The 19,873-nt window shown below is 45.0% G+C and carries 17 protein-coding genes; 5 read left to right on the top strand and 12 right to left on the bottom strand.

Annotation, left to right across the window (positions count from 1 at the left end):
• Positions 1-98: 98 nt before the first annotated feature.
• Entirely contained in the window at positions 99-989 is an 891-nt protein-coding gene (gene nhaR, locus BS19_RS05745; protein WP_038173925.1) for a transcriptional activator NhaR, read from the bottom strand.
• Between the two features lie 411 nt (positions 990-1,400).
• On the opposite strand from nhaR, the gene BS19_RS05740 reads away from it, so the two are divergent.
• The gene (locus BS19_RS05740) at positions 1,401-2,546 is read left to right on the top strand and encodes a Na/Pi symporter (protein ID WP_038173924.1); all 1,146 of its coding nucleotides are present in this window, start codon (positions 1,401-1,403) and stop codon (positions 2,544-2,546) included.
• A 138-nt stretch (positions 2,547-2,684) separates the two neighbouring features.
• On the opposite strand, the gene BS19_RS05735 is transcribed toward BS19_RS05740, so the two are convergent.
• The 5 genes from BS19_RS05735 to rppH all read right to left on the bottom strand — a co-directional run bounded on the left by BS19_RS05735 (position 2,685) and on the right by rppH (position 7,998).
• Positions 2,685-3,536 carry a thymidylate synthase gene (locus BS19_RS05735; protein WP_038173923.1) on the bottom strand — a complete coding sequence of 284 codons (852 nt, stop codon included), beginning with the start codon at positions 3,534-3,536 and terminating at the stop codon, positions 2,685-2,687.
• A gap of 9 nt (positions 3,537-3,545) precedes the next feature.
• Positions 3,546-4,367 (bottom strand): prolipoprotein diacylglyceryl transferase, encoded by an 822-nt coding sequence (gene lgt / locus BS19_RS05730; RefSeq protein WP_038173922.1) that lies wholly within the window; start codon positions 4,365-4,367, stop codon positions 3,546-3,548.
• 63 nt (positions 4,368-4,430) lie between these two features.
• Positions 4,431-5,195: a sulfite exporter TauE/SafE family protein gene (locus BS19_RS05725; protein WP_157631146.1), complete on the bottom strand. Its 765-nt coding sequence runs from the start codon at positions 5,193-5,195 to the stop codon at positions 4,431-4,433.
• A gap of 35 nt (positions 5,196-5,230) precedes the next feature.
• A complete protein-coding gene (ptsP, locus tag BS19_RS05720; protein ID WP_038173919.1) occupies positions 5,231-7,477 on the bottom strand; it encodes a phosphoenolpyruvate--protein phosphotransferase in 2,247 nt (748 codons plus the stop codon).
• Between the two features lie 2 nt (positions 7,478-7,479).
• Complete coding sequence (gene rppH / locus BS19_RS05715) at positions 7,480-7,998, bottom strand: RNA pyrophosphohydrolase (protein ID WP_038173918.1); 519 nt, start codon at positions 7,996-7,998, stop codon at positions 7,480-7,482.
• Between the two features lie 618 nt (positions 7,999-8,616).
• Here rppH and mutH point away from each other — a divergent pair.
• Positions 8,617-9,282, top strand: coding sequence for a DNA mismatch repair endonuclease MutH (gene mutH, locus BS19_RS05710; RefSeq protein WP_038173986.1), 666 nt, complete (start codon positions 8,617-8,619; stop codon positions 9,280-9,282).
• On the opposite strand, the gene BS19_RS05705 is transcribed toward mutH, so the two are convergent.
• Positions 9,279-9,590, bottom strand: coding sequence for a DUF6482 family protein (locus tag BS19_RS05705; RefSeq protein WP_038173917.1), 312 nt, complete (start codon positions 9,588-9,590; stop codon positions 9,279-9,281). The genes mutH and BS19_RS05705 overlap by 4 nt on opposite strands.
• 129 nt (positions 9,591-9,719) lie before the next feature.
• On the opposite strand from BS19_RS05705, the gene BS19_RS05700 reads away from it, so the two are divergent.
• A complete protein-coding gene (locus tag BS19_RS05700) occupies positions 9,720-10,754 on the top strand; it encodes an NADP(H)-dependent aldo-keto reductase (RefSeq protein ID WP_038173916.1) in 1,035 nt (344 codons plus the stop codon).
• Between the two features lie 37 nt (positions 10,755-10,791).
• Here BS19_RS05700 and BS19_RS05695 read toward each other — a convergent pair whose 3' ends face one another.
• The 5 genes from BS19_RS05695 to brnQ all read right to left on the bottom strand — a co-directional run bounded on the left by BS19_RS05695 (position 10,792) and on the right by brnQ (position 17,366).
• Positions 10,792-11,043, bottom strand: coding sequence for a hypothetical protein (locus BS19_RS05695; protein WP_038173914.1), 252 nt, complete (start codon positions 11,041-11,043; stop codon positions 10,792-10,794).
• A gap of 502 nt (positions 11,044-11,545) precedes the next feature.
• Complete coding sequence (vpsR, locus tag BS19_RS05690; protein ID WP_038173912.1) at positions 11,546-12,880, bottom strand: cyclic-di-GMP-binding transcriptional regulator VpsR; 1,335 nt, start codon at positions 12,878-12,880, stop codon at positions 11,546-11,548.
• Positions 12,881-13,208: 328 nt separating this feature from the next.
• Positions 13,209-14,741, bottom strand: coding sequence for a lysine--tRNA ligase (lysS, locus tag BS19_RS05685; protein ID WP_038173910.1), 1,533 nt, complete (start codon positions 14,739-14,741; stop codon positions 13,209-13,211).
• A gap of 40 nt (positions 14,742-14,781) precedes the next feature.
• Positions 14,782-15,880, bottom strand: a protein-coding gene (gene prfB / locus BS19_RS05680) for a peptide chain release factor 2 (RefSeq protein WP_157631141.1) whose coding sequence is annotated in 2 segments (ribosomal slippage) — positions 14,782-15,804 and positions 15,806-15,880 — 1,098 coding nt in all. Because the reading frame shifts where the segments join, the coding sequence is not laid out codon by codon here.
• A 172-nt stretch (positions 15,881-16,052) separates the two neighbouring features.
• Positions 16,053-17,366: a branched-chain amino acid transport system II carrier protein gene (gene brnQ, locus BS19_RS05675; RefSeq protein WP_038173908.1), complete on the bottom strand. Its 1,314-nt coding sequence runs from the start codon at positions 17,364-17,366 to the stop codon at positions 16,053-16,055.
• A gap of 317 nt (positions 17,367-17,683) precedes the next feature.
• Here brnQ and BS19_RS05670 point away from each other — a divergent pair, with 317 nt between their 5' ends.
• The gene (locus BS19_RS05670) at positions 17,684-18,391 is read left to right on the top strand and encodes a tRNA1(Val) (adenine(37)-N6)-methyltransferase (protein ID WP_038173907.1); all 708 of its coding nucleotides are present in this window, start codon (positions 17,684-17,686) and stop codon (positions 18,389-18,391) included.
• An 88-nt stretch (positions 18,392-18,479) separates the two neighbouring features.
• Positions 18,480-19,718 (top strand): ATP-dependent RNA helicase SrmB, encoded by a 1,239-nt coding sequence (gene srmB, locus BS19_RS05665; RefSeq protein ID WP_038173906.1) that lies wholly within the window; start codon positions 18,480-18,482, stop codon positions 19,716-19,718.
• The last annotated feature ends 155 nt before the right edge of the window (positions 19,719-19,873 follow it).

Here is a 19,873-nt window from a genome sequence, read left to right as displayed (position 1 = left end):
ACCAATTCACTTGATATTTAATTTTTTATGCAGTGAATTATTTTGAATATTAATCGAAATGTAACAATTAATCTATTTATTAGGCTGAAAAATAACCTCTAATTAAAAAGGTTGGTAAAGTCAGCGTCACAAACATTTTTAACCGCGGGATGTTGAATCATACGTTCAGCAAAGATGACGTAATACTCCTCTTTCAACTCATCAATATGACCAATTAATTGTAACGTTAAATCACTATCGACTTCAGAGACATAGATCGAAGGAGCTAGAAATATGACGTCGTGGTGATAACGAGCGAAAGCTTTCATCAATGCCACATCATCAAACTCGCCTAAAATGTTAGGCTGCAATCCTTGGCGATCAAACCATTGCAACACTTTGCGCCCCATCGCCGTTCGGCTACCTGGTATCAAGAGCTTTCTTTGTTCTAAAATCGCAGGAAAGCTCACATTCGTCACATTACCAGAACAAAAGAAGCTCGTGTTCGATTCACCCAGTTTCTTGCTATATAAGCCTGGGCTTTGACTCGAATCGACTGGGCAGTCAGACAAAATCATATCAAGCTTATGTTGCGAGAGTTGTTCCAATAGCATTTCATGCGTAGATTCAAAACAGCGCAAATGGAGACTGTCATCATCGGGGACGGTCGTGAGTAATATCTTACTTACTAGACGCTTAGACAGTGCGTCGGCGACACCCACATCAAATAAAATATTAGACCGCTGGCTATAGTTAACAATGTCGAGCATTTCATAGCTCAAACCAAACATTCTATCGGCGTACTTGAACACCAGCTGACCTAACTCTGTCGGCTCAACACTACGTCCATTCCGTTTAGTTAATTTACCGTCCATGCGCTCTTCTAACGCTTTAATTTGGCCAGTGACCGTTTGCGGAGTAAGAAAAAGGGCTTCTGCCGCCTTAGTAACAGAACCTTGTTTGCACACCATCCAGAAATAATAGAGATGGTTATAATTTAAATGTGACATCAGAACTCACTCAACAGAGGGGGAGAATGGTTAGGTTATAACAAATGAGTTCAATGACAACAATAGTTCGCTAAAACCATGCAATCAAACAAGAAGCCTATACTTTTAACGAAGTGTTATTTTTAATTACGCCACTCACCATTGATAAATAGCGTACTGAGAGGCAAATTTTTATGTTTTTTTCAACTTTAATCACAGCAAAGAATACGGCGAAATAACGATAAATAATTATTAAAAATCAATATCTTGTGATACTTGTAAATCTATCATTACACTCCAAAACCCTCTCTCACAATAAAAACAGTCGGGTTACACATAACTGTCATATTACTGAAATATTTCGACTCTACCATCAGCCTCAGACTCAACAACAGACCTCAACTTACTTTAATAGGTCCACGGAGAAAAATTATGAACCAAGCTACTACTACAGCGGCGCCGATTTCGAGTACGACTCGTTGGTTGCGTTGGGCTAACTTGGCGTTCATGTTGTATTTGCTACTTCTAGCAGTATCTATGGTAGGCAGCGGCTTTAAATGGGCAACTGGCGATCAAGCTAAAGTTTTATTTGAATTCGCTTCACACCCAGTAGCTGGTTTGATGATAGGTTTAGTGGCAACCGCTCTAATCCAGTCGTCAAGTACGGTCACCTCTATTATTGTCGGCCTTGTCGCTGGTGGTCTGCCAGTCGAAACCGCGATCCCAATGGTTATGGGTGCCAATATTGGTACCACCGTGACCAACACCTTAGTGTCTCTTGGACACGTTCGCTGTAAAGAAGAGTTTAAACGTGCGTTTGCCAGTGCAACCATTCACGACTTCTTTAATCTGCTGGCCGTGGCTATCTTCTTACCGCTGGAAATGATGTTTGGCATCCTTGAAAAAATCTCACACTGGTTAGTGTCTCCATTCTTGGCGACAGGTGATATGAGTATCAAAGGGCTCAACTTTATCAAGCCAATAACTAAGCCAGTTGTGAGTGCGATTAAAGAGCCTCTAGCAACATTTGGTGACACCATGGGTGGTGTGCTACTTATTGTATTGGGTATTGCGACCATCTTCGTTGCGATTACGGTAATGGGTAAGCTAATGAAGAGCTTAATGGTTGGCCGTGCACGTGAGATTTTGAAAAACGCGATTGGTCGTGGCCCTATTCACGGTATCGTCTCTGGTTCAATTGTGACTGTTTTGGTTCAATCGTCGTCAACAACGACAAGCTTGATGGTTCCTCTTGTCGGTTCAGGTGTTCTCAAAGTACGTGATGTTTACCCTTTTACGCTAGGCGCAAACATCGGTACTTGTATCACCGCTCTACTGGCGGCAACAGCGGTATCTGGTGAGTTTGCAGTGTTTGCACTGCAGATTGCTCTAGTCCATTTAGTGTTTAATATCATGGCGACAGCATTTATCTTTGGGATCCCTTTCTTGCGAGAGCTTCCGATTAAAGGTGCGGACTTAATCTCTGATATGGCGGTGAAGAATAAAGCCGTAGTTGCAGGTTACCTATTGTCAGTCTTTGTTGTACTACCTGGTGCGATCCTAGCGCTGACAACGTAATCACAGCACCATCGTTTTGCTAAGCCCGCACCTCTTGGTTGCGGGCTTTTTTTATTTGAGATTAGCGAGTATTCCTCTACCTGCTGGGCATAAAAAAACCGCCTAACGATAGGCGGTTTAGACAATATAACTCAACAGTTACACTGAGAACGGGTACCGAATAGGATCATGATGTTGGTAACCTTCGACCCAAAAGTCATCCAAAGTAACCCAAGTTTCTAAGTCTTCAAGAGACTTTATCTCTGGGTTGATATGGAAGGTTGCCGCTTTAAGAGGTTCGCGTTGCAACTGGACATCACGCATCAACTCAAGCTGATCTTGATAGATGTGTGCATTAACAATCTTATGATAGGCCTGCCCAGGCTTCTTACCTGTAATCTGAGCCATAATCGCAAGGAAAACGTAAACCTGAACCATATTGAAGTTCAAACCAAGCGGAACATCACACGAGCGTTGAGTGCTGTTTAAGTACAGAGTGTCACCCAGTAGTGAGAAGTGATGGCTGTACATGCACGGACGCAAGCAGCCCATATGGAACTCGCCAGGGTTATAGAAGTTTAAGATCTCACCGCGATCATCGACACCACGGGTTAAGTCATCAACAATTTTACGGAGTTGATCGACATGACCACCATCAGGCTTAGCCCAAGCACGACCTTGTACCCCATAAACTCGGCCCATATCGTCATCACCTTTACGGTAAGGATTATTTAACCATGCTTGGTTGAGGTTTGCGTTAGCGTCCCAGGTTTTGGTACCTAATCGGCGAAAATCATCGGCATTGTCATAACCACGAATATAACCGAGTAACTCGGCAACCGCCGCTTTCCAGAAGCTCTTACGGGTCGTCACTAAAGGAAACTGATTGTTGGCCACATCGTACGTTAGATCGGCATTAATAACCGTTAGGCAGCGCTTGCCAGTACGCTCGTTTTCAATCCACTCACCGTGGTCAACGATACGCTGACAGAGATCTAAATACTGTTTCACACCAATTCCTTACTTCGTTTGTTGTGGGAGTTCATCTTTATAATGACCGCGTTTGTAGGCCCAAATCATCATCAGTATCCCGATAATGACCATTGGCAGTGACAAGATTTGTCCCATTGAGATAAAGCCGCCAAACAAGCCTAAATGCGCGTCAGGTTCGCGAACGTATTCTACTAGGAAACGGAAGGTTCCGTAACCCGCTAAGAACATCCCTGAAACCGAACCAAGTGGGCGCGGTTTTTTAATAAACCAGTTAATGATGAAGAATAACACCACTCCTTCAAGCATCATCTCGTACAGCTGCGATGGGTGGCGTGGAAGCGGACCGCCATTTGGGAAAACAAATGCCCATGGCACATCAGTCACACGCCCCCACAACTCACTATTCATAAAGTTACCTAAACGTCCCATGCCTAAACCAAACGGTACAAGTGGCGCAATAAAATCAGCAACCCCAAAGAAAGTGCGGCCATTCTTCTTGGCATACCAAGCCATTGCCGTGATCACACCAAGTAAACCACCATGGAATGACATTCCACCAGTCCACACTTTAAACAGGTACAGCGGATCTTGTAAGAACAGGTCGAAGTTATAAAACATAACGTAACCAACTCGCCCACCAATAACGACACCTAGAAAGCCAGCAAATAGCAGATCGGAAACCTGTTCGCGTGTCCAACCACTACCCGATTTATCCGCACGTCGGTTGGCAAGCCACAAAGCGAAGACAAAACCAACCAGATACATCAAACCGTACCAACGGATGGAAAGAGGACCGATTGATACCAAGATGGGATCAATGTTGGGGAAAGTTAAATAACCTTGAGACATAGGAAGACTACTCTTATCTTATGAAATTTTTTAATTGTTACGATACGTATAGATCAGAGTGTTTTACAGCAACATAGTTCCTGCAACAAACATTAAAAACACCGCAAATATTTTTTTAAGCGTCTGTGTGGGAAGTGACGTTGCTAATTTCGCGCCAATGCGTGTCGTCAACATCGAAGTAGAGGCGATTGCAACCAACGCAGGCAGGTAAACATAACCGATGCTGTAAAGCGGCAAATCCTCAACCTGATAACCATGGAGAATAAAACCTAACATACCTGAAATGGCAATCATGCAACCACAAACAGAGGATGACCCGACGGCTTTACGCATCTCGATCCCATGGCGGTTTAAGAAGGGCACTGATAGGGAACCACCGCCGATACCTGCGAGACTCGATACTACACCGATGCCAGTACCATAGACCATAGTCACGGCGGTGCCTGGCATCACTTTGGTCGTTTTGCCTCGAATGGAAAACAACATCTGAATGGCAAGCAGTAAAACAATCACGCCAAACACCCTCGGTAAGTACTGTGAGGGTATCCACTCGGCTAGATTGGCACCAAAGAAACCGCCAATGATCACACCAGGCATTAGCCACTTAACTACAAACATATCGACGTTGCCGAGCTTAAAGTGGTTCAATGCCGACGAACCTGACGTGGCTATAATACTCGCCAGTGACGTCGCCAGTGCTATTTGCATACTAACACTAGCATCAATACCGGCCATCGGTAGCAGCAGCAGCAGCGCAGGCACAACAATCAACCCTCCACCAATACCAAGCAAGCCTGCCATGACTCCAACGAACGCACCGAGCAGCATAAATGACAACAGTAATTCTAACGACACATTAACCCTTATTTGTTACCCGCACGAATAAAGCCCGCAAAGCCTTTATCTTCGAAAAATGACTGCATCATAGTATATATGCCCTTGCCGTAAGCTTGCATCAGTGCTTTGTCAGCAAGTTGGCGTAGCTCGTCGATTTCGGTATGGCGCAGTAAATATTTCACCTTTGCTACGTTGGAAGTGTTCATACTTAAACTACGATAGCCAAGCCCGACCATAAGCAGTGCCCCGATAGGATCACCGGCCAGCTCTCCACAAATACAAACGGGTAGATTGAGCTGTTGGCAGCTCTGATGAATGTGGCGCAGTGCCATGATCACAGACGGATGCAACGATTCATAGACATCAGCCACTCGGGCATTATTACGGTCAACCGCGAGAAGGTACTGGGTTAAATCATTGGTCCCAATCGAGACAAAATCGACCTTATCGGCAATTAACGGCAACAAGTAGATCATCGAAGGGACTTCAATCATCACGCCAAGCTCTGGCATTTTGACTCGTGAGTCTTGCTCAGAGACCTCATGATAAGCCCTTTCAATCAGTTCGATGGCGTCATCCAATTCTTGCGCTCCCGAGACCATCGGCAACAAGATACTTAAATTTTGATGCTGAGCACTGGCACGTATCATGGCGCGAATTTGCATCAGGAAGATGTCAGGGTGATCAAGGGTGAACCGAATGCCTCGCCAACCTAAGAACGGATTGTCTTCTTCAATGGGCAAATAAGGTAGCGCTTTATCACCACCGACATCCAAGGTACGCATCACCACTCGTTTGTCCGGATAGCTACCCAGGACGGCTTGATATTGCTGTGTTTGTTCTTCTTCAGATGGAAAACGATGTTGAAGTAAAAAAGAGATCTCGGTACGGTACAACCCAACCCCATCAACCCCTAGGTTAATGGCAATGTTGGTATCCGCGCTGAGCCCGGCATTGAGCATCACTTCGATACGTTGGCCATCTTTAGTGAAGGCTGGCTGCTCAATGCGAGAGTTGACCATGTTCGCCAGATCTCGCTCTTCATCAGCTAAGGCGCGGTACTCACGTAACAGTTGACGGCTTGGAGAAACAAAGATTTTACCGCTGTAACCATCAACGATCCCTTGCTTACCATTGACTGCCTTAAGATTGAAATTGGCTCCCATAACAGCAGGAATGCCTAACGCACGAGATAAAATCGCGGCGTGTGAGTTAGCGGCCCCTTCAAGAGAAATCACCGCTAACAGCATGTCTTTGGGGACCGACGCAAGCAGTGAGGCCGTGAGCTCACGCACGACTAAGATCACTGGCTTATCGAGCACCTGACGATCTTGTTCGGTATTGTGGAGGAAAAAAAGTAACCGCTGACCAAGTTCACGGATATCTTGCGCTCGTTCGCGTAAATAGACATCGGACATCCGCGCAAATCGGTTCGAATAAGACTCGACGACTTGTCTGAGTGCCCAATCTGCCCGATCGCCTTTCTGGATTTGTGCTTTGAGATCCTTACGCAACATAGGATCATTAAGTAAGTGAGTAAAGAGATCAAATATCGCTAACGCGTCTTTGTTGATTTCACTATCGAGTTTTTTCCGCATACGACGAAAATCACCCAACGCCTCTTCAATCGCCAGCAGTAACCACTCTTGCTCACGCTCAACATCTAAGGTAGAAGCAGGATAAACATAGGCGAGATCGGGTTGAGTATCGTCCCACCACAACTCGCCAATCGCGACCCCAGATGAGGCAGGAACACCTTTAATCGCTTGCTGTTTTTTTTCTAGTCGCCAGTGACCTTGAGTTTGCGCATGGGCAATAATAACCGCCAATTGCGCGGCAAGAGTGACGAGAAACGACTCTTCCATCTCGTTAAACTGGCGCGGCGTTTTTTGCTGGACGACCAACACACCTAACACTTGCTTGCGATAAATGATGGGGGTGCCTAAAAAGCTCTGATAAAGCTCTTCGCCTAGCACAGAAAAGTACTTAAAGTTTGGGTGTTTTGAGGCCTCGGCCAGATTAAGAGGCTCTGCGCTGCGTTTAACTAAGCCGACTAAGCCTTCGTTAAAGCCGATATGAATTTTGTCGCCTTTAAAGCGCAGCCCCTGAGTTGCCATTAACTCTAGGCGCTGCATCTCTTCATTTGCTAAATAGACAGTACAACATTCAGTGTCCATCGCACTGCATGTTTGTTTTACCAAGATGTCTAATGCCTGATGAACTTCATCGACCTTAGAAACTTGTTCAACTATTTCCCTTAGTTGAGAAAGCATGTCTACCCTCTTCGGTGTTTACGTTTGCCTTTTGTTCTGCGTTCTTTGAATGGCATTGCCATTGAGGCAAACTCTTTCATCGCTCGACGGTACACATCACGCTTGAAAGAAACCACTTGTCTGACAGGATACCAATAACTTACCCAACGCCAACCATCAAATTCAGGGGAATTACCACGCTGCATGTTGATACGAGATTCATCGCAATCCAAGCGCAATAGAAACCATTTCTGTTTTTGGCCAATACAAACCGGTTTTGAATCCCAACGAACAAGGCGCTTTGGTAACTTATATCTTAACCAGTGACGACTTGTCGCGACGATTTTCACGTCTTTTTTGGTCAGGCCAACTTCTTCATATAGTTCCCTATACATAGCCTGTTCTGGGGTTTCCCCCTCATCAATCCCACCTTGGGGAAATTGCCAAGAGTGTTGTCCGTATCGTTTTGCCCAGAAGACCTGACCATGGCTGTTACAGATTACAATACCGACATTTAAGCGGTAACCGTCGCCATCTATCACTGGCCAACCTCTAATAAAATCTTTAATTACAGTGATTTTTCCACATATCCCCAATATGAGCAAACTTACTAGTGTGACTCACACAGAAAATATGACTATACACAGCCATTATGGATAACTTTTAATCAAAACCTTGGTTACTCACATAAGGATGAGACCTAGTCCACATTTATTCACCTTTTCTGTGTATAACCATGTGAAAAATACGCGCGCAACTGATCATTTAAACATCATCGTTCTTTTTTAATTCTAACACTGTACCAAGAAGGTTATTATTTTTACTTTATTTTCATAACGTTATTGTAAAACCCTCATGAACATCAGGCAAAAAATCACCAGAAATAATCCCCACCCACAGATCGGTCAAAGATCCACCACGCTTGTATTTATCCACACCACCACATCAACCCTGAGCTTAAAATGGAAATTTCAACCACTTTTCACTACAAAAACCACTGTTAATTCATACATGTTCGGTTTTTTTCCTTTATAACGTCATTATCTTGTGGATAAGTCGCTGGTTGATGATCTTTTCTCCACTATGATCAATATCTCTTCAGTCGATATTTACTCAAGTTAGGTTACAATAGGCGCCAGCACTATGAGTTATCAATGATCATGAAGACTGAACCCCAATCAGAGCAAGAACTACTAACACGAGCGAACAGTATCGCTGGCATCAGCTTTCAAGAGCTCGCCGATGAAGCTAAAATTGATGTCCCGCCCGATTTACGCCGCGATAAAGGCTGGGTGGGCCAGCTACTTGAATGGCATTTAGGGGCGAGCGCAGGAAGTAAACCACAGCAAGATTTCGAACAGCTCGGAATAGAACTAAAGACCATTCCTATCAGCTACAGTGGTAAACCCCTTGAAACGACCTTTGTCTGTGTCGCGCCATTAATTGGTGTTCACGGATTAACTTGGGAAACCAGTCATGTGCGCAATAAACTGTCTCGAGTGTTATGGGTACCAGTCGAAGGAGAGCGAGAAATCCCTCTTGGAGAGCGATGTGTTGGCTCTCCACTTATTTGGTCTCCCACTCAAGAACAAGAGCAGCAGTTAAAAGCAGATTGGGAAGAGTTAATGGAAATGATCGTGCTTGGGCGTGTTGAACAGATCAACGCCCGTCACGGTGAGGTCATGCAATTGAGGCCAAAAGCGGCCAATGGCCGAGTGTTAACTGAAGCTTATGGCGCGAGCGGTAAACCAATAAAGACGCTGCCAAGAGGGTTCTATTTAAGAACCCAATTCACCGCGCAGCTATTAGAGCAAAACTTTGTTTAATGAGTGGTTATTGGCAATTCTAGATCATGGAACATCGGACCATCGCTAGCCCCACACTCATCGTAAGCGTTATGCAGCCTTAGGTATGCCCGCTCGACACCGAGACGCTGTAGTTCTTCTTTGACCCGTTCTAGAGATTCAAAGTGAACGGGTTTATCATCGACTCGAATCGGTTCGAGTTTGTGCTTGTACTCCACCGCAAGCAAGTAGTGTGACAGGTCAGAACAGCTGATAACAAACACCTTTGGTGGTTGATAACTTTCCTTATGTTGACCATGGATCCATTTGTCTAACTGACTTTTTTGCATAGTTCACCTCCACTATTGAGTATTAGCCAACCCTAAGCATTTTGCGAATTTGTTGCACAAGCCTCTTTTCATCTTCTACTTAAATCCCCTATAGTGGGATCACTTGAACTGTTACGACAAGGAAGATCTATGCAATACAACAAGTTACCTCACTCAACATTGGAAGTGAGTAAGATCTGTCTTGGCACCATGACTTTTGGTGAGCAAAACACGCAACAAGAAGCCTTTGACCAGCTTGATTATGCGTTGGAACGTGGGGTCAATTTTATCGACACCGCAGAGATGTACCCAGTTCCACCAAGTGGGAAAAGCCAAGGGCTAACCGAACAATATATCGGCAACTGGTTGGCCAAATCCGGCAAGCGCGAAAAAGTGGTACTGGCAACAAAAATCGCTGGCCCACGTAATGTGCCTTATATTCGCGACAACATGAGTTTAGATCGGCGCAATGTTCATCTCGCCATTGATGACAGTCTCAAACGTCTGCAAACCGACTACGTTGACCTCTATCAATTGCATTGGCCACAACGTCAAACCAACTGCTTCGGTCAACTCAACTACCCATACCCTGATGAACAGCAAGAAGTAACCCTGATTGAAACATTAGAGGCGTTGGCAGAGCTTATCAAGGCGGGAAAAATTCGCTATATCGGTGTATCAAATGAGACACCATGGGGCGTGATGTCTTTACTGCGTTTAGCCGAAAAACATGACCTTCCACGTATCGTTTCTATCCAAAACCCATACAATCTGCTTAACCGCAGCTTTGAAGTTGGGCTATCAGAAATTAGTCACTATGAGGGAGTACAACTGCTCGCCTACTCTCCGCTCGCTTTCGGTTGCTTAAGTGGCAAATATTTAAACGGAGCAAGGCCAAAAGATGCACGCTGCTCGTTGTTTGAACGTTTTGTGCGCTACTTTACTCCGCAAGGGGAGCAAGCTACCAAAGCGTACGTGGATTTGGCGAAAGCTCATGGTCTTGACCCGGCACAAATGGCTCTTGCCTTTGTCAACCAGAGACCATTTGTCGCCGCCAACATCATTGGGGCGACAAATCTGGATCAGCTTAAAGCCAATATTGATAGTTTAGATGTCGTATTGTCAGATGAGTTGCTTCAAGGTATTCAAGAGATTGGTACGACGTATTCCAACCCTTGTCCTTAGATGATACGGGGCAGGTGAAGCAACCTGCCCCTTGAGATTACGTCGGTATTCGCGCACTCAGCACTCGACGAAGATGACGAACACGACGCTTGGCTTTAACGATGTCAGGTTCAGACGTGCCGATTGGACGACCATCTTGTTCAAGGCCAATATCTTTTAGTAGATAAGCATTGTTCCAAGGGATCTGGTAAGCATCACGTCTTATTTTGCGTTTCCATTGACGGTCTTCACGACGTAAATCAGCCTTAATCAATAGTGTGGCAAGTTTTAGATATACAGAATGACTCATGGTTTTTCTCCAGTTGGATTGAGACTGGGAAAAGACAACGATTACGAGCTTATCAAAACACTTTTAATTCGCTGCTTTTCCGCAGCCAATTAAAAATAAAAGGATACGGGCTAATTACATGATTTATTTAACTTACGATCAGACATGGCAGACGCGAATTTATTCGCAGCCAGCGCAATGATGAATAGATCGTGAGAAGCGCAAACTGTAGTTTGAACGGTGAAGTGGTTCATGGTGCGCCTCCTAAGCTAAAATGTAATTAATCCGAAGTTGAATGGGTATGAGCCTTTAGCTCATGGTTAAATTCTAACCTCAGCGATGATTTATTCAACTGCTTTATCATCAATATAACCAAAACGACGAGATCAACTAAAATCTCGCCAGGTAACTTAAACAAAATAAGATATTCACCTTGGTTATATGTGGATATTGGTGAATTATTTTTAGATATAAAAAAGCCACAAATAGCAATTTGTGGCTTTTTTAACTACAAAACAATCAATTACACAGCAATGTCTGTGATCAGATTGTGCTTGTTTAATAATCGATACATGGTGGCACGCGAAACACCTAACTCTTTGGCTGCCATCGAAACCTGCCCAGAGTGGGACTCCAAAACCAACAACAATGCATCACGCTCACTACGTTCACGAATGCTTTTAAGACTACGTCGATTTTCACTGCGTTTTGGCAAGTCTAAATCACACTCGTCGAGCATTACCGTTTCTGACATCAACACTACTCGTTTGATCTGATTCATCAGTTCACGGACATTGCCTGGCCAATGATAACGAGCCAGCGCACGACTGGCTTCTTCGGTAAAACTGCGAGCCTGAGCATTGTACTCTTTGGAATACTCTTGCAAGAAATGGCGTGCGAGTATCGTTACATCACCTGATCGTTCTTTTAGACTCGGTACACTGATGCGTAAAACATTAATGTAGTGGTATAACTCTTCATTAAAGTCACCATCTATCAATGCCTTTTCAATATCGGCTGAGTTTGCCGCCAATACACGTACATCCACTTCTTTTCGCCCCGAGGGCGTGTCAACCATCCCCTCTTGCAAGAAGCGCAATAGATTGTATTGCTGCGAGCTCGGTAGTGTCAAAATGTCATTAAGCAAAATCGTTCCGCCATCGGCTTTCTCGAGAATCGATGGCTCGCTGTGATCTTCACGATTAATACCAAATAGATCACTTTCAATCCGGCGCTCTGACATTGCACGGCAGTTCACCGAAATAAACTCTTTATTTGCTCTTGCCGATGTACGATGCACCGCCCGTGCCACCGTCTCTTTACCTGTGCCGCTCTCGCCATAAATAAGAATGCTGACATCAGTTGGTCCAATGCGTTTCACTTGATCGCGTAGACGTTTGACTGGCATAGAGTCACCGATAAGCCCCATATCACTCTGATTGCCATAATGTGGCCACACTTTTTTTTCTAGTTTGAGCATACCAAGCTGGTGACCAATGGTGCTGAGCAGTTGTGCATCAGGAATTGGCGCTGTGAAGAAATCGATACAGAAGTTAACGATAAACTGACAGATGGTATCAGAACTCAGTTGAGACTCACGAATAAAAGCTAACCAGCGCACTTGCTTGTGCTTACTCACCAAGTTAGCAATGCCATTTAAACTGAATTCATCATGGCTGAGATCGACAATGCCGATGCAGGGCCCCGTTTCAGTGAAGAGAGCATCCGCTTTACGTAAATCACCGCATTGAGTACATCGCCACCCAACCTGTTCTAGTACAGAAAGCCATGGTTCGTAGGTCCCCCCTACCACGACCAAAGAACCGGGAACGGAGTCCATTCGGAATTGACTACGCATGACGCTTGTTCCTTATTATTGATAATGTCAATGCCATACCTACTTAGGCATAGTCTCTGTGATGTTGTTACATTATAGAGACTGGACTCAAGAGTCTGTCTCAATAATAAGACTAGTGACGAAATTGCCTTTTTTCCATACATAGAGAAAAACACGACAACATTTTTTGCGGCTAATATCGCACTTTAAAACACATACCAAACAGAGTTCGATAAAGGTTGTTGGATAGGATTTCACAAATCGGTCAGATTGCCGCTCTATCGCTTAATAGCAGAAACGAAAAAAGCCATCCGAAGATGGCTTTTATTATAGTGATTTCACTTAAGACTTAAGCTTGTGGACGCATCGCTGGGAATAGGATCACGTCACGAATAGTATGCGTATTAGTAAACAACATCGCGAGGCGGTCAATACCAATGCCCTGACCAGCTGTTGGCGGCAAACCATGCTCAAGAGCGGTGATGTAGTCGGCATCGTAGTACATTGCTTCGTCGTCACCAGCATCTTTTGCGTCAACTTGCGCTTTAAAGCGCGCGTCTTGATCTTCGGCATCATTAAGCTCAGAGAAGCCATTCGCCACTTCACGACCACCGATAAAGAACTCAAAACGGTCGGTAAAGAATGGATTATCATCGCTACGACGTGCCAGCGGCGAAATGTCCGCTGGGTAGCCAGTAATGAAGGTTGGCTGCATAAGCTGAGGCTCAGCGGTTTCACCAAAGATCTCTTCGAGCAATTGGCCGCATGTCCAGAATGGTTCTACGTCAACATGTACTGATTTCGCAATCGCAACCATCTTCTCACGGTCTTGTAAGTCCGCTTCCGTTAACGCTTGGATTTCTGCATGATCAGGGTTGTAGTGTTTGATCGCTTCAAACATGCTCATACGCGCGTAAGTACCGCCAAACTCAACCGTCTCTTCACCGTAAGGCATAGATGTTGAACCTAGCACTTCCATCGCCACGGTACTTAGCATCTCTTCTGTCAGATCCATCAGATCTTTGTAGTCAGCATAAGCTTGGTAGAATTCCATCATAGTGAATTCAGGATTGTGACGCGGAGAAAGCCCTTCGTTACGGAAGTTACGGTTGATTTCGAATACACGGTCAAAACCACCAACCACCAAACGCTTGAGATAAAGTTCAGGCGCAACACGCAAGAACATATCGATATCGAGCGCGTTGTGGTGAGTGACAAATGGACGCGCAGTTGCACCACCAGGAATCACGTGCATCATTGGCGTTTCAACTTCTAGGTAGCCTTTTGAGCTCATGAAGTTACGAATCGCTGAAACCAATTTAGAGCGAATGATAAACGCGTGACGTGAGTCTTCGTTGACAATCAGATCAACGTAACGCTGGCGATAACGCATCTCTTGGTCAGTCAGACCATGGAACTTCTCTGGCAGAGGACGCAGCGCTTTGGTCAGCAGCTCATACTCTTCCATGTTAACGTAAAGATCGCCTTTACCTGATTTATGCAGCGCACCTTTAACACCGATGATGTCACCGATATCAAGACCTTGATACTGCTCTTTAAGTGCTTTCTGAACGTCTTTTGCAGCGTATGCTTGAATACGACCAGACGTCTCTTGAATCACGAGGAATGGACCACGCTTTGCCATGATACGACCAGCAATCGCCACCACGTGGTTAAGCGCTTCTAGCTCTTCCTTACTCTTGTCACCGAACTCTTTTTGCAGGTCGCCCGCCAATGCGTCACGACGGAAGTCGTTTGGGTGGCCGTTGGCTTTACAGCCCTTGCGAATCTCGTCCAGTTTCGCGCGGCGTTCAGCAATCAGCTTATTCTCTTCAGGTGATTGGGCTTCTTGTTCGGTGTCGTTTTGAACAGCATCAGTCATTTTCGATGTATCCTGTTTCGCTTGAGTGTCGGTGAAAAGCTTAAAGACCTGATTTCAGGCTAGCTTCGATAAATTTGTCTAAGTCGCCGTCAAGAACCGCTTGAGTATTACGGTTTTCAACGCCGGTACGTAAGTCTTTGATGCGTGAGTCATCCAGAACGTAAGAACGGATCTGGCTTCCCCAGCCTATATCAGACTTCGCATCTTCATTGGCTTGCTTCTCGGCATTCTGTTTTTGAATCTCAAGTTCAAACAGTTTCGCACGAAGCTGTTTCATTGCCTGATCTTTGTTTTTATGCTGAGAGCGATCGTTCTGACATTGCACCACGGTATTGGTCGGTACGTGAGTAATACGCACAGCAGACTCAGTCGTGTTGACGTGCTGACCACCAGCGCCCGAAGCACGGTATACGTCAATACGTAAATCAGACGGATTAATGTCGATGTTGATGTTGTCATCAATCTCTGGATAAATAAACGCAGAAGCAAACGAAGTATGACGACGACCACTTGAATCAAACGGAGACTTACGAACCAAACGATGTACGCCAGTTTCAGTACGTAGCCAGCCGTAAGCATACTCACCAGAGACCTTCACCGTGGCACCTTTTAGGCCCGCGACTTCGCCTTCAGAAACTTCAATCACTTCAGTTTTGAAGCCTTTCGCTTCAGCCCAGCGTAAATACATCCGCAGTAGCATTGAAGTCCAGTCTTGCGCCTCTGTACCACCAGAACCTGACTGTAGATCGATATAACAATCCGATGAGTCATGGTCACCAGAGAACATACGGCGAAATTCCAGCTTTTCGAGCTTAGCTTCAAGTTCAGCAAGCTCAGGTTCAACTTCATCAAACGTCTCTTGATCTTCTTCTTCAACAGCAAGTTCGAGTAGACCTTCAACGTCTTCAACACCTTGCTCGAGCTGATCAATGGTTTCAACAACCGCTTCAAGTGAAGAACGTTCTTTACCTAACGCTTGCGCGCGCTCAGGTTCGTTCCATACATCGGGTTGCTCTAGTTCTGCGTTGACTTCTTCTAAACGCTCTTTCTTGGCGTCATAGTCAAAGGTACCCCCTCAGGACATTAGTGCGCTCAGACACGTCCTTCAGGCGGTTTTTAATAGGATTGATTTCAAACATGTTTGCTCAACATTTATGAGTAGAATTTAACCGGAGAATTGTACTGAAAAGTGTGATGAAGATACAGGAATTTTTTAAACGTCAATGAAAATCCATAGCGACAAAAAATCCCCTGCCACGCCTGACGTGAGAGGGGATTTTTCAGCATTGCTACAAGACGCTACAAGACGAATTATGCGTTGTCCTGAGCCAGTTCTGGTTGCTCCACTTTACCAACGAAGAACATTGCAACAATGGCAACCGTCGTTGGCAGTAACCAACCCATACCGATATCAAATAGTGGCAACATCGAAAGTGCCGACACATCAACACCCGCAACCTTGGCGGCATCAATCAGCGCAAATAATAAAGAAACCAAAAGAACCACGCGATAAGCTGCTTGTGGATTTGGCATTTTTGGACGTAAGAACGTCAAAGCAACCAAAGCAATTGCCACAGGATAAAGCGCAAATAACACGGGCACAGAGAGCGAGATCAATTGAGAAAGACCAACGTTCGCAACCACCGCGCACGCAACACCGTTAATGATCACCCAACTCTTATACGAGATTGGCGTCAGTGAACTGAAGTAATCAGAACATGCTGAGATCAGGCCAATCGCCGTTGTTAAACAGGCCAATAGCACAATGATTGACAATACGATTTGGCCGTATGGACCAAACAGTGATTGCACGTAAAGGCTCAGCACCACACCACCATTGTCCGCACCTGCAGCAACAGCAGCGCTCGTCGCACCTAAGTAGAACAGTGAAATATATACAAACGCAAGGCCAGTCGCTGCAATACACGCAGCGCTAATCAAGTATTTTGAGGTCGCTTTTTGATCAGTAATGCCTTTTTGACGCAGCGCATCAACAATCAATACACCAAACATTAGTGAACCAAAGGTATCCATGGTGTTGTAACCTTCAAGGAAACCTTTTTGCAATGGATGCGTTAGATATTCACCTTGTGCAGCAATCATTTCACCTTGTGGATCAACAAACACCGCAACCGCTAAAACGATCAAGCCAAGAAACAGGACAGGCGTTAACACTTTACCAATCACATCAATTAATTTGCCTTGTGACCAAGCAAAAAACATCGCGACAGCAAAAAAGAGCATCGAAAAAATCGTTAAGTGAGACTGCGCAGCATCAATGAAGAAAGGTTTAACCGCCATTTCATAAGCGACCAAGCCAGTACGTGGCGCAGCAAACGCTGGACCAATGATAATGAAGATCAACACAGCCATGATGGTTGCACCGCGTTTTGGTAGATCTTTGGTCAAATGCTCCCATGAACCACCCGCAACGGCAATGGCAATAATAGTGACAAGTGGTAGGCCTACCGCTGTCACTAAAAAGCCGCTCATCGCAGCGAGTAAATTATCCCCTGCGAGTTGTCCTGCAAGTGGTGGAAATATAATATTACCTGCACCTAAAAAGAACGCGAAAAGCATAAAGCCTACCGCAATAATATCTGTTAGTTTTAAAGTCTGATTCACTGTCGACCCTTTTATTTATAATTTAATTGATGTTGTGTTGCATGAGTGTTGAGACATAGCGCACACTCTTAAAAAATAGGCGCGCATGATGACGAAATCCTCACCAAGTCGCAACCCAAAGGCGAAAAACGCCATATAAATTTATAAATAAGTCAAAAAAGCAGTGTATTTATCTAGCTTTTTTAAAATAACCAGACCAATAAACTAATCAATTTTGATTACAAACAGCCAACAGGCAGTACAAATCACCACACAAACAATTAACAACAGATCAAATAACTCAATATCCCATTATTAGCCGACGAACGTATGTAGAAATGAAAAAAACCAAAAGCTTTGAGTTCAAACAATTTAGAATCGATGGCGGATATTCTGGCATGCCGGTGAGCACTGATGGCGTCTTGCTTGGTTCTTGGGTCAACCTTACTCAGGAGGGCAATCTACTCGATATCGGCACTGGCACTGGCTTACTGAGCTTAATGTGTGCCCAGCGCTATCCACAATGGTCAATTGAAGCGATTGATATCGATCCGCACGCCCTTGACGCCGCTCAGATTAACTTTTCTCAGTCAGCATGGGCTAAACGTTTAAAGCTACATCAAGGTGATGTCCTCAATTTTCCATGCGATAAACTTTTTAGTGCGATTATTTGTAACCCACCTTATTTTAACAACGGCGCAAAGGCGCAAGACCACTCGCGTGCAACCGCAAGACATACTGTTACGCTTGACCATCAAGCGCTACTGGATAAATGCTGGCAGTTACTCGCCGCCGATGGCAGTGCTCACTTTATTCTGCCGATCACGGAAGGAGAGCAATTTATTCAAGCGGCATTAACGTGTGGTTGGCAGCTAAAACGTCGCTGCGACGTGCAACCAAATCAACATAAACCTGTTCATCGCTTACTGATAGAATTAAGTAAGCAAGCAAGTACACCCGAGTATCAATCATTGCTCATTTCCGATAATGACGGGTACAGCGCAGACTTTATTCAATTGACCAAAGCGTTTTATCTTAATATGTAGAAAATAAGGTGTGATCCTTGTCACCGATCACTCTATAATACGCCCCTTGTTTTATTGCTCATCCCAACAGGCTTGTGGAGACATCATAGTGATCAAAAATTTTGCCGAATTAGAGTTAGACCCTAACCTACTTCTCGCGATAGAAGAAATGGGTTATGACCGCCCAACACAAATTCAGGCGGAAGCGATTCCACAAGCGCTAGATGGTCGAGATATCTTAGCTTCAGCGCCAACAGGAACCGGTAAAACAGCGGCATTTATTCTGCCTGCTCTGCAGTTTTTACAAGATTTCCCGCGCCGTAAGCCTGGGCCTGCTCGTGTACTGGTTCTGACACCTACTCGTGAATTGGCGATGCAAGTTGCCGATCAAGCACGTGAGTTGGCAAAACATACGACCCTCAACATCTTTACCATCACCGGCGGCGTTCAGTATCAAGAACATGCCAACATTCTTGCGACTACGCAGGATATTGTCGTGGCAACGCCAGGGCGCTTGATGGAATATATCAATTCAGAGCGCTTTGATTGTCGAGCAATTGAGTGGCTGATCCTTGATGAAGCCGATCGCATGCTTGACATGGGCTTTGGTCCAATCGTCGATAAACTATCGCACGAATGTCGCTGGCGTAAACAGACTCTGCTATTTTCTGCCACCTTAGAGGGCAAAGGTGTCGAGGGCTTTACTGCAGACCTACTCAAGAACCCGGCTGAACTTGATGCAGAACCATCACGCCGTGAACGCAAAAAAATTGCACAGTGGTACCACCGTGCCGATGATATGACGCACAAACTTGAGCTGTTAAAAAAGATTCTGACAGAGCAAGCAGAGCGCTCAATTGTGTTTTTGAAAACGCGAGAGCGTTTGGCTGAACTGCGTATCGAATTGGAAAAAGCGAATATAGCTTGTGCGTGGATCCAAGGTGAAATGCCACAAGATCGACGTAATAACGCTATCAGCCGCTTCCGTGACGGCAGTGTCAATGTGTTACTCGCCACAGATGTTGCGGCGCGTGGTATCGACCTCCCTGACGTGAGCCATGTGATTAACTATGATATGCCGCGCAGTGCCGATGTCTACTTGCACCGTATCGGTCGTACCGCTCGCGCAGGTAAAAAAGGCTGTGCAGTCTCACTTGTCGAAGCGCACGATCAACCAATGATTGACCGCGTGATACGTTACACTAAAGAAGAGATCAAAGAGCGCTTTATCAAAGAGATGCGTCCTAAACACAAGAAGCCAGTGTTTAAGAAGAAGAACAAGAAAAAAGAAGACAGCAAAAAGACGCCCGCTAAAAGTAAAAAGAAAAGCGCGAAAAAGAAAAAATAGCGAGAAAGTTTCTAGGGTTGGTACATTGTTCCAACCCTTTTCTTTTAATCATCATTAGAGTACAACGAGAGCCACAACAGCCCACAACTTTCGGCTCATTTATCAGCATGACCGCTGATTGAGCGAAGCCCGTTCTCATCTCCAAACAAAAAAAT

The organism is Vibrio pacinii DSM 19139 (genome assembly GCF_000711795.1).
GTDB lineage: Bacteria > Pseudomonadota > Gammaproteobacteria > Enterobacterales > Vibrionaceae > Vibrio > Vibrio pacinii.
Note: the sequence above shows the minus strand (reverse complement) of the source record. Positions and strands in the feature narration are given on the sequence as shown.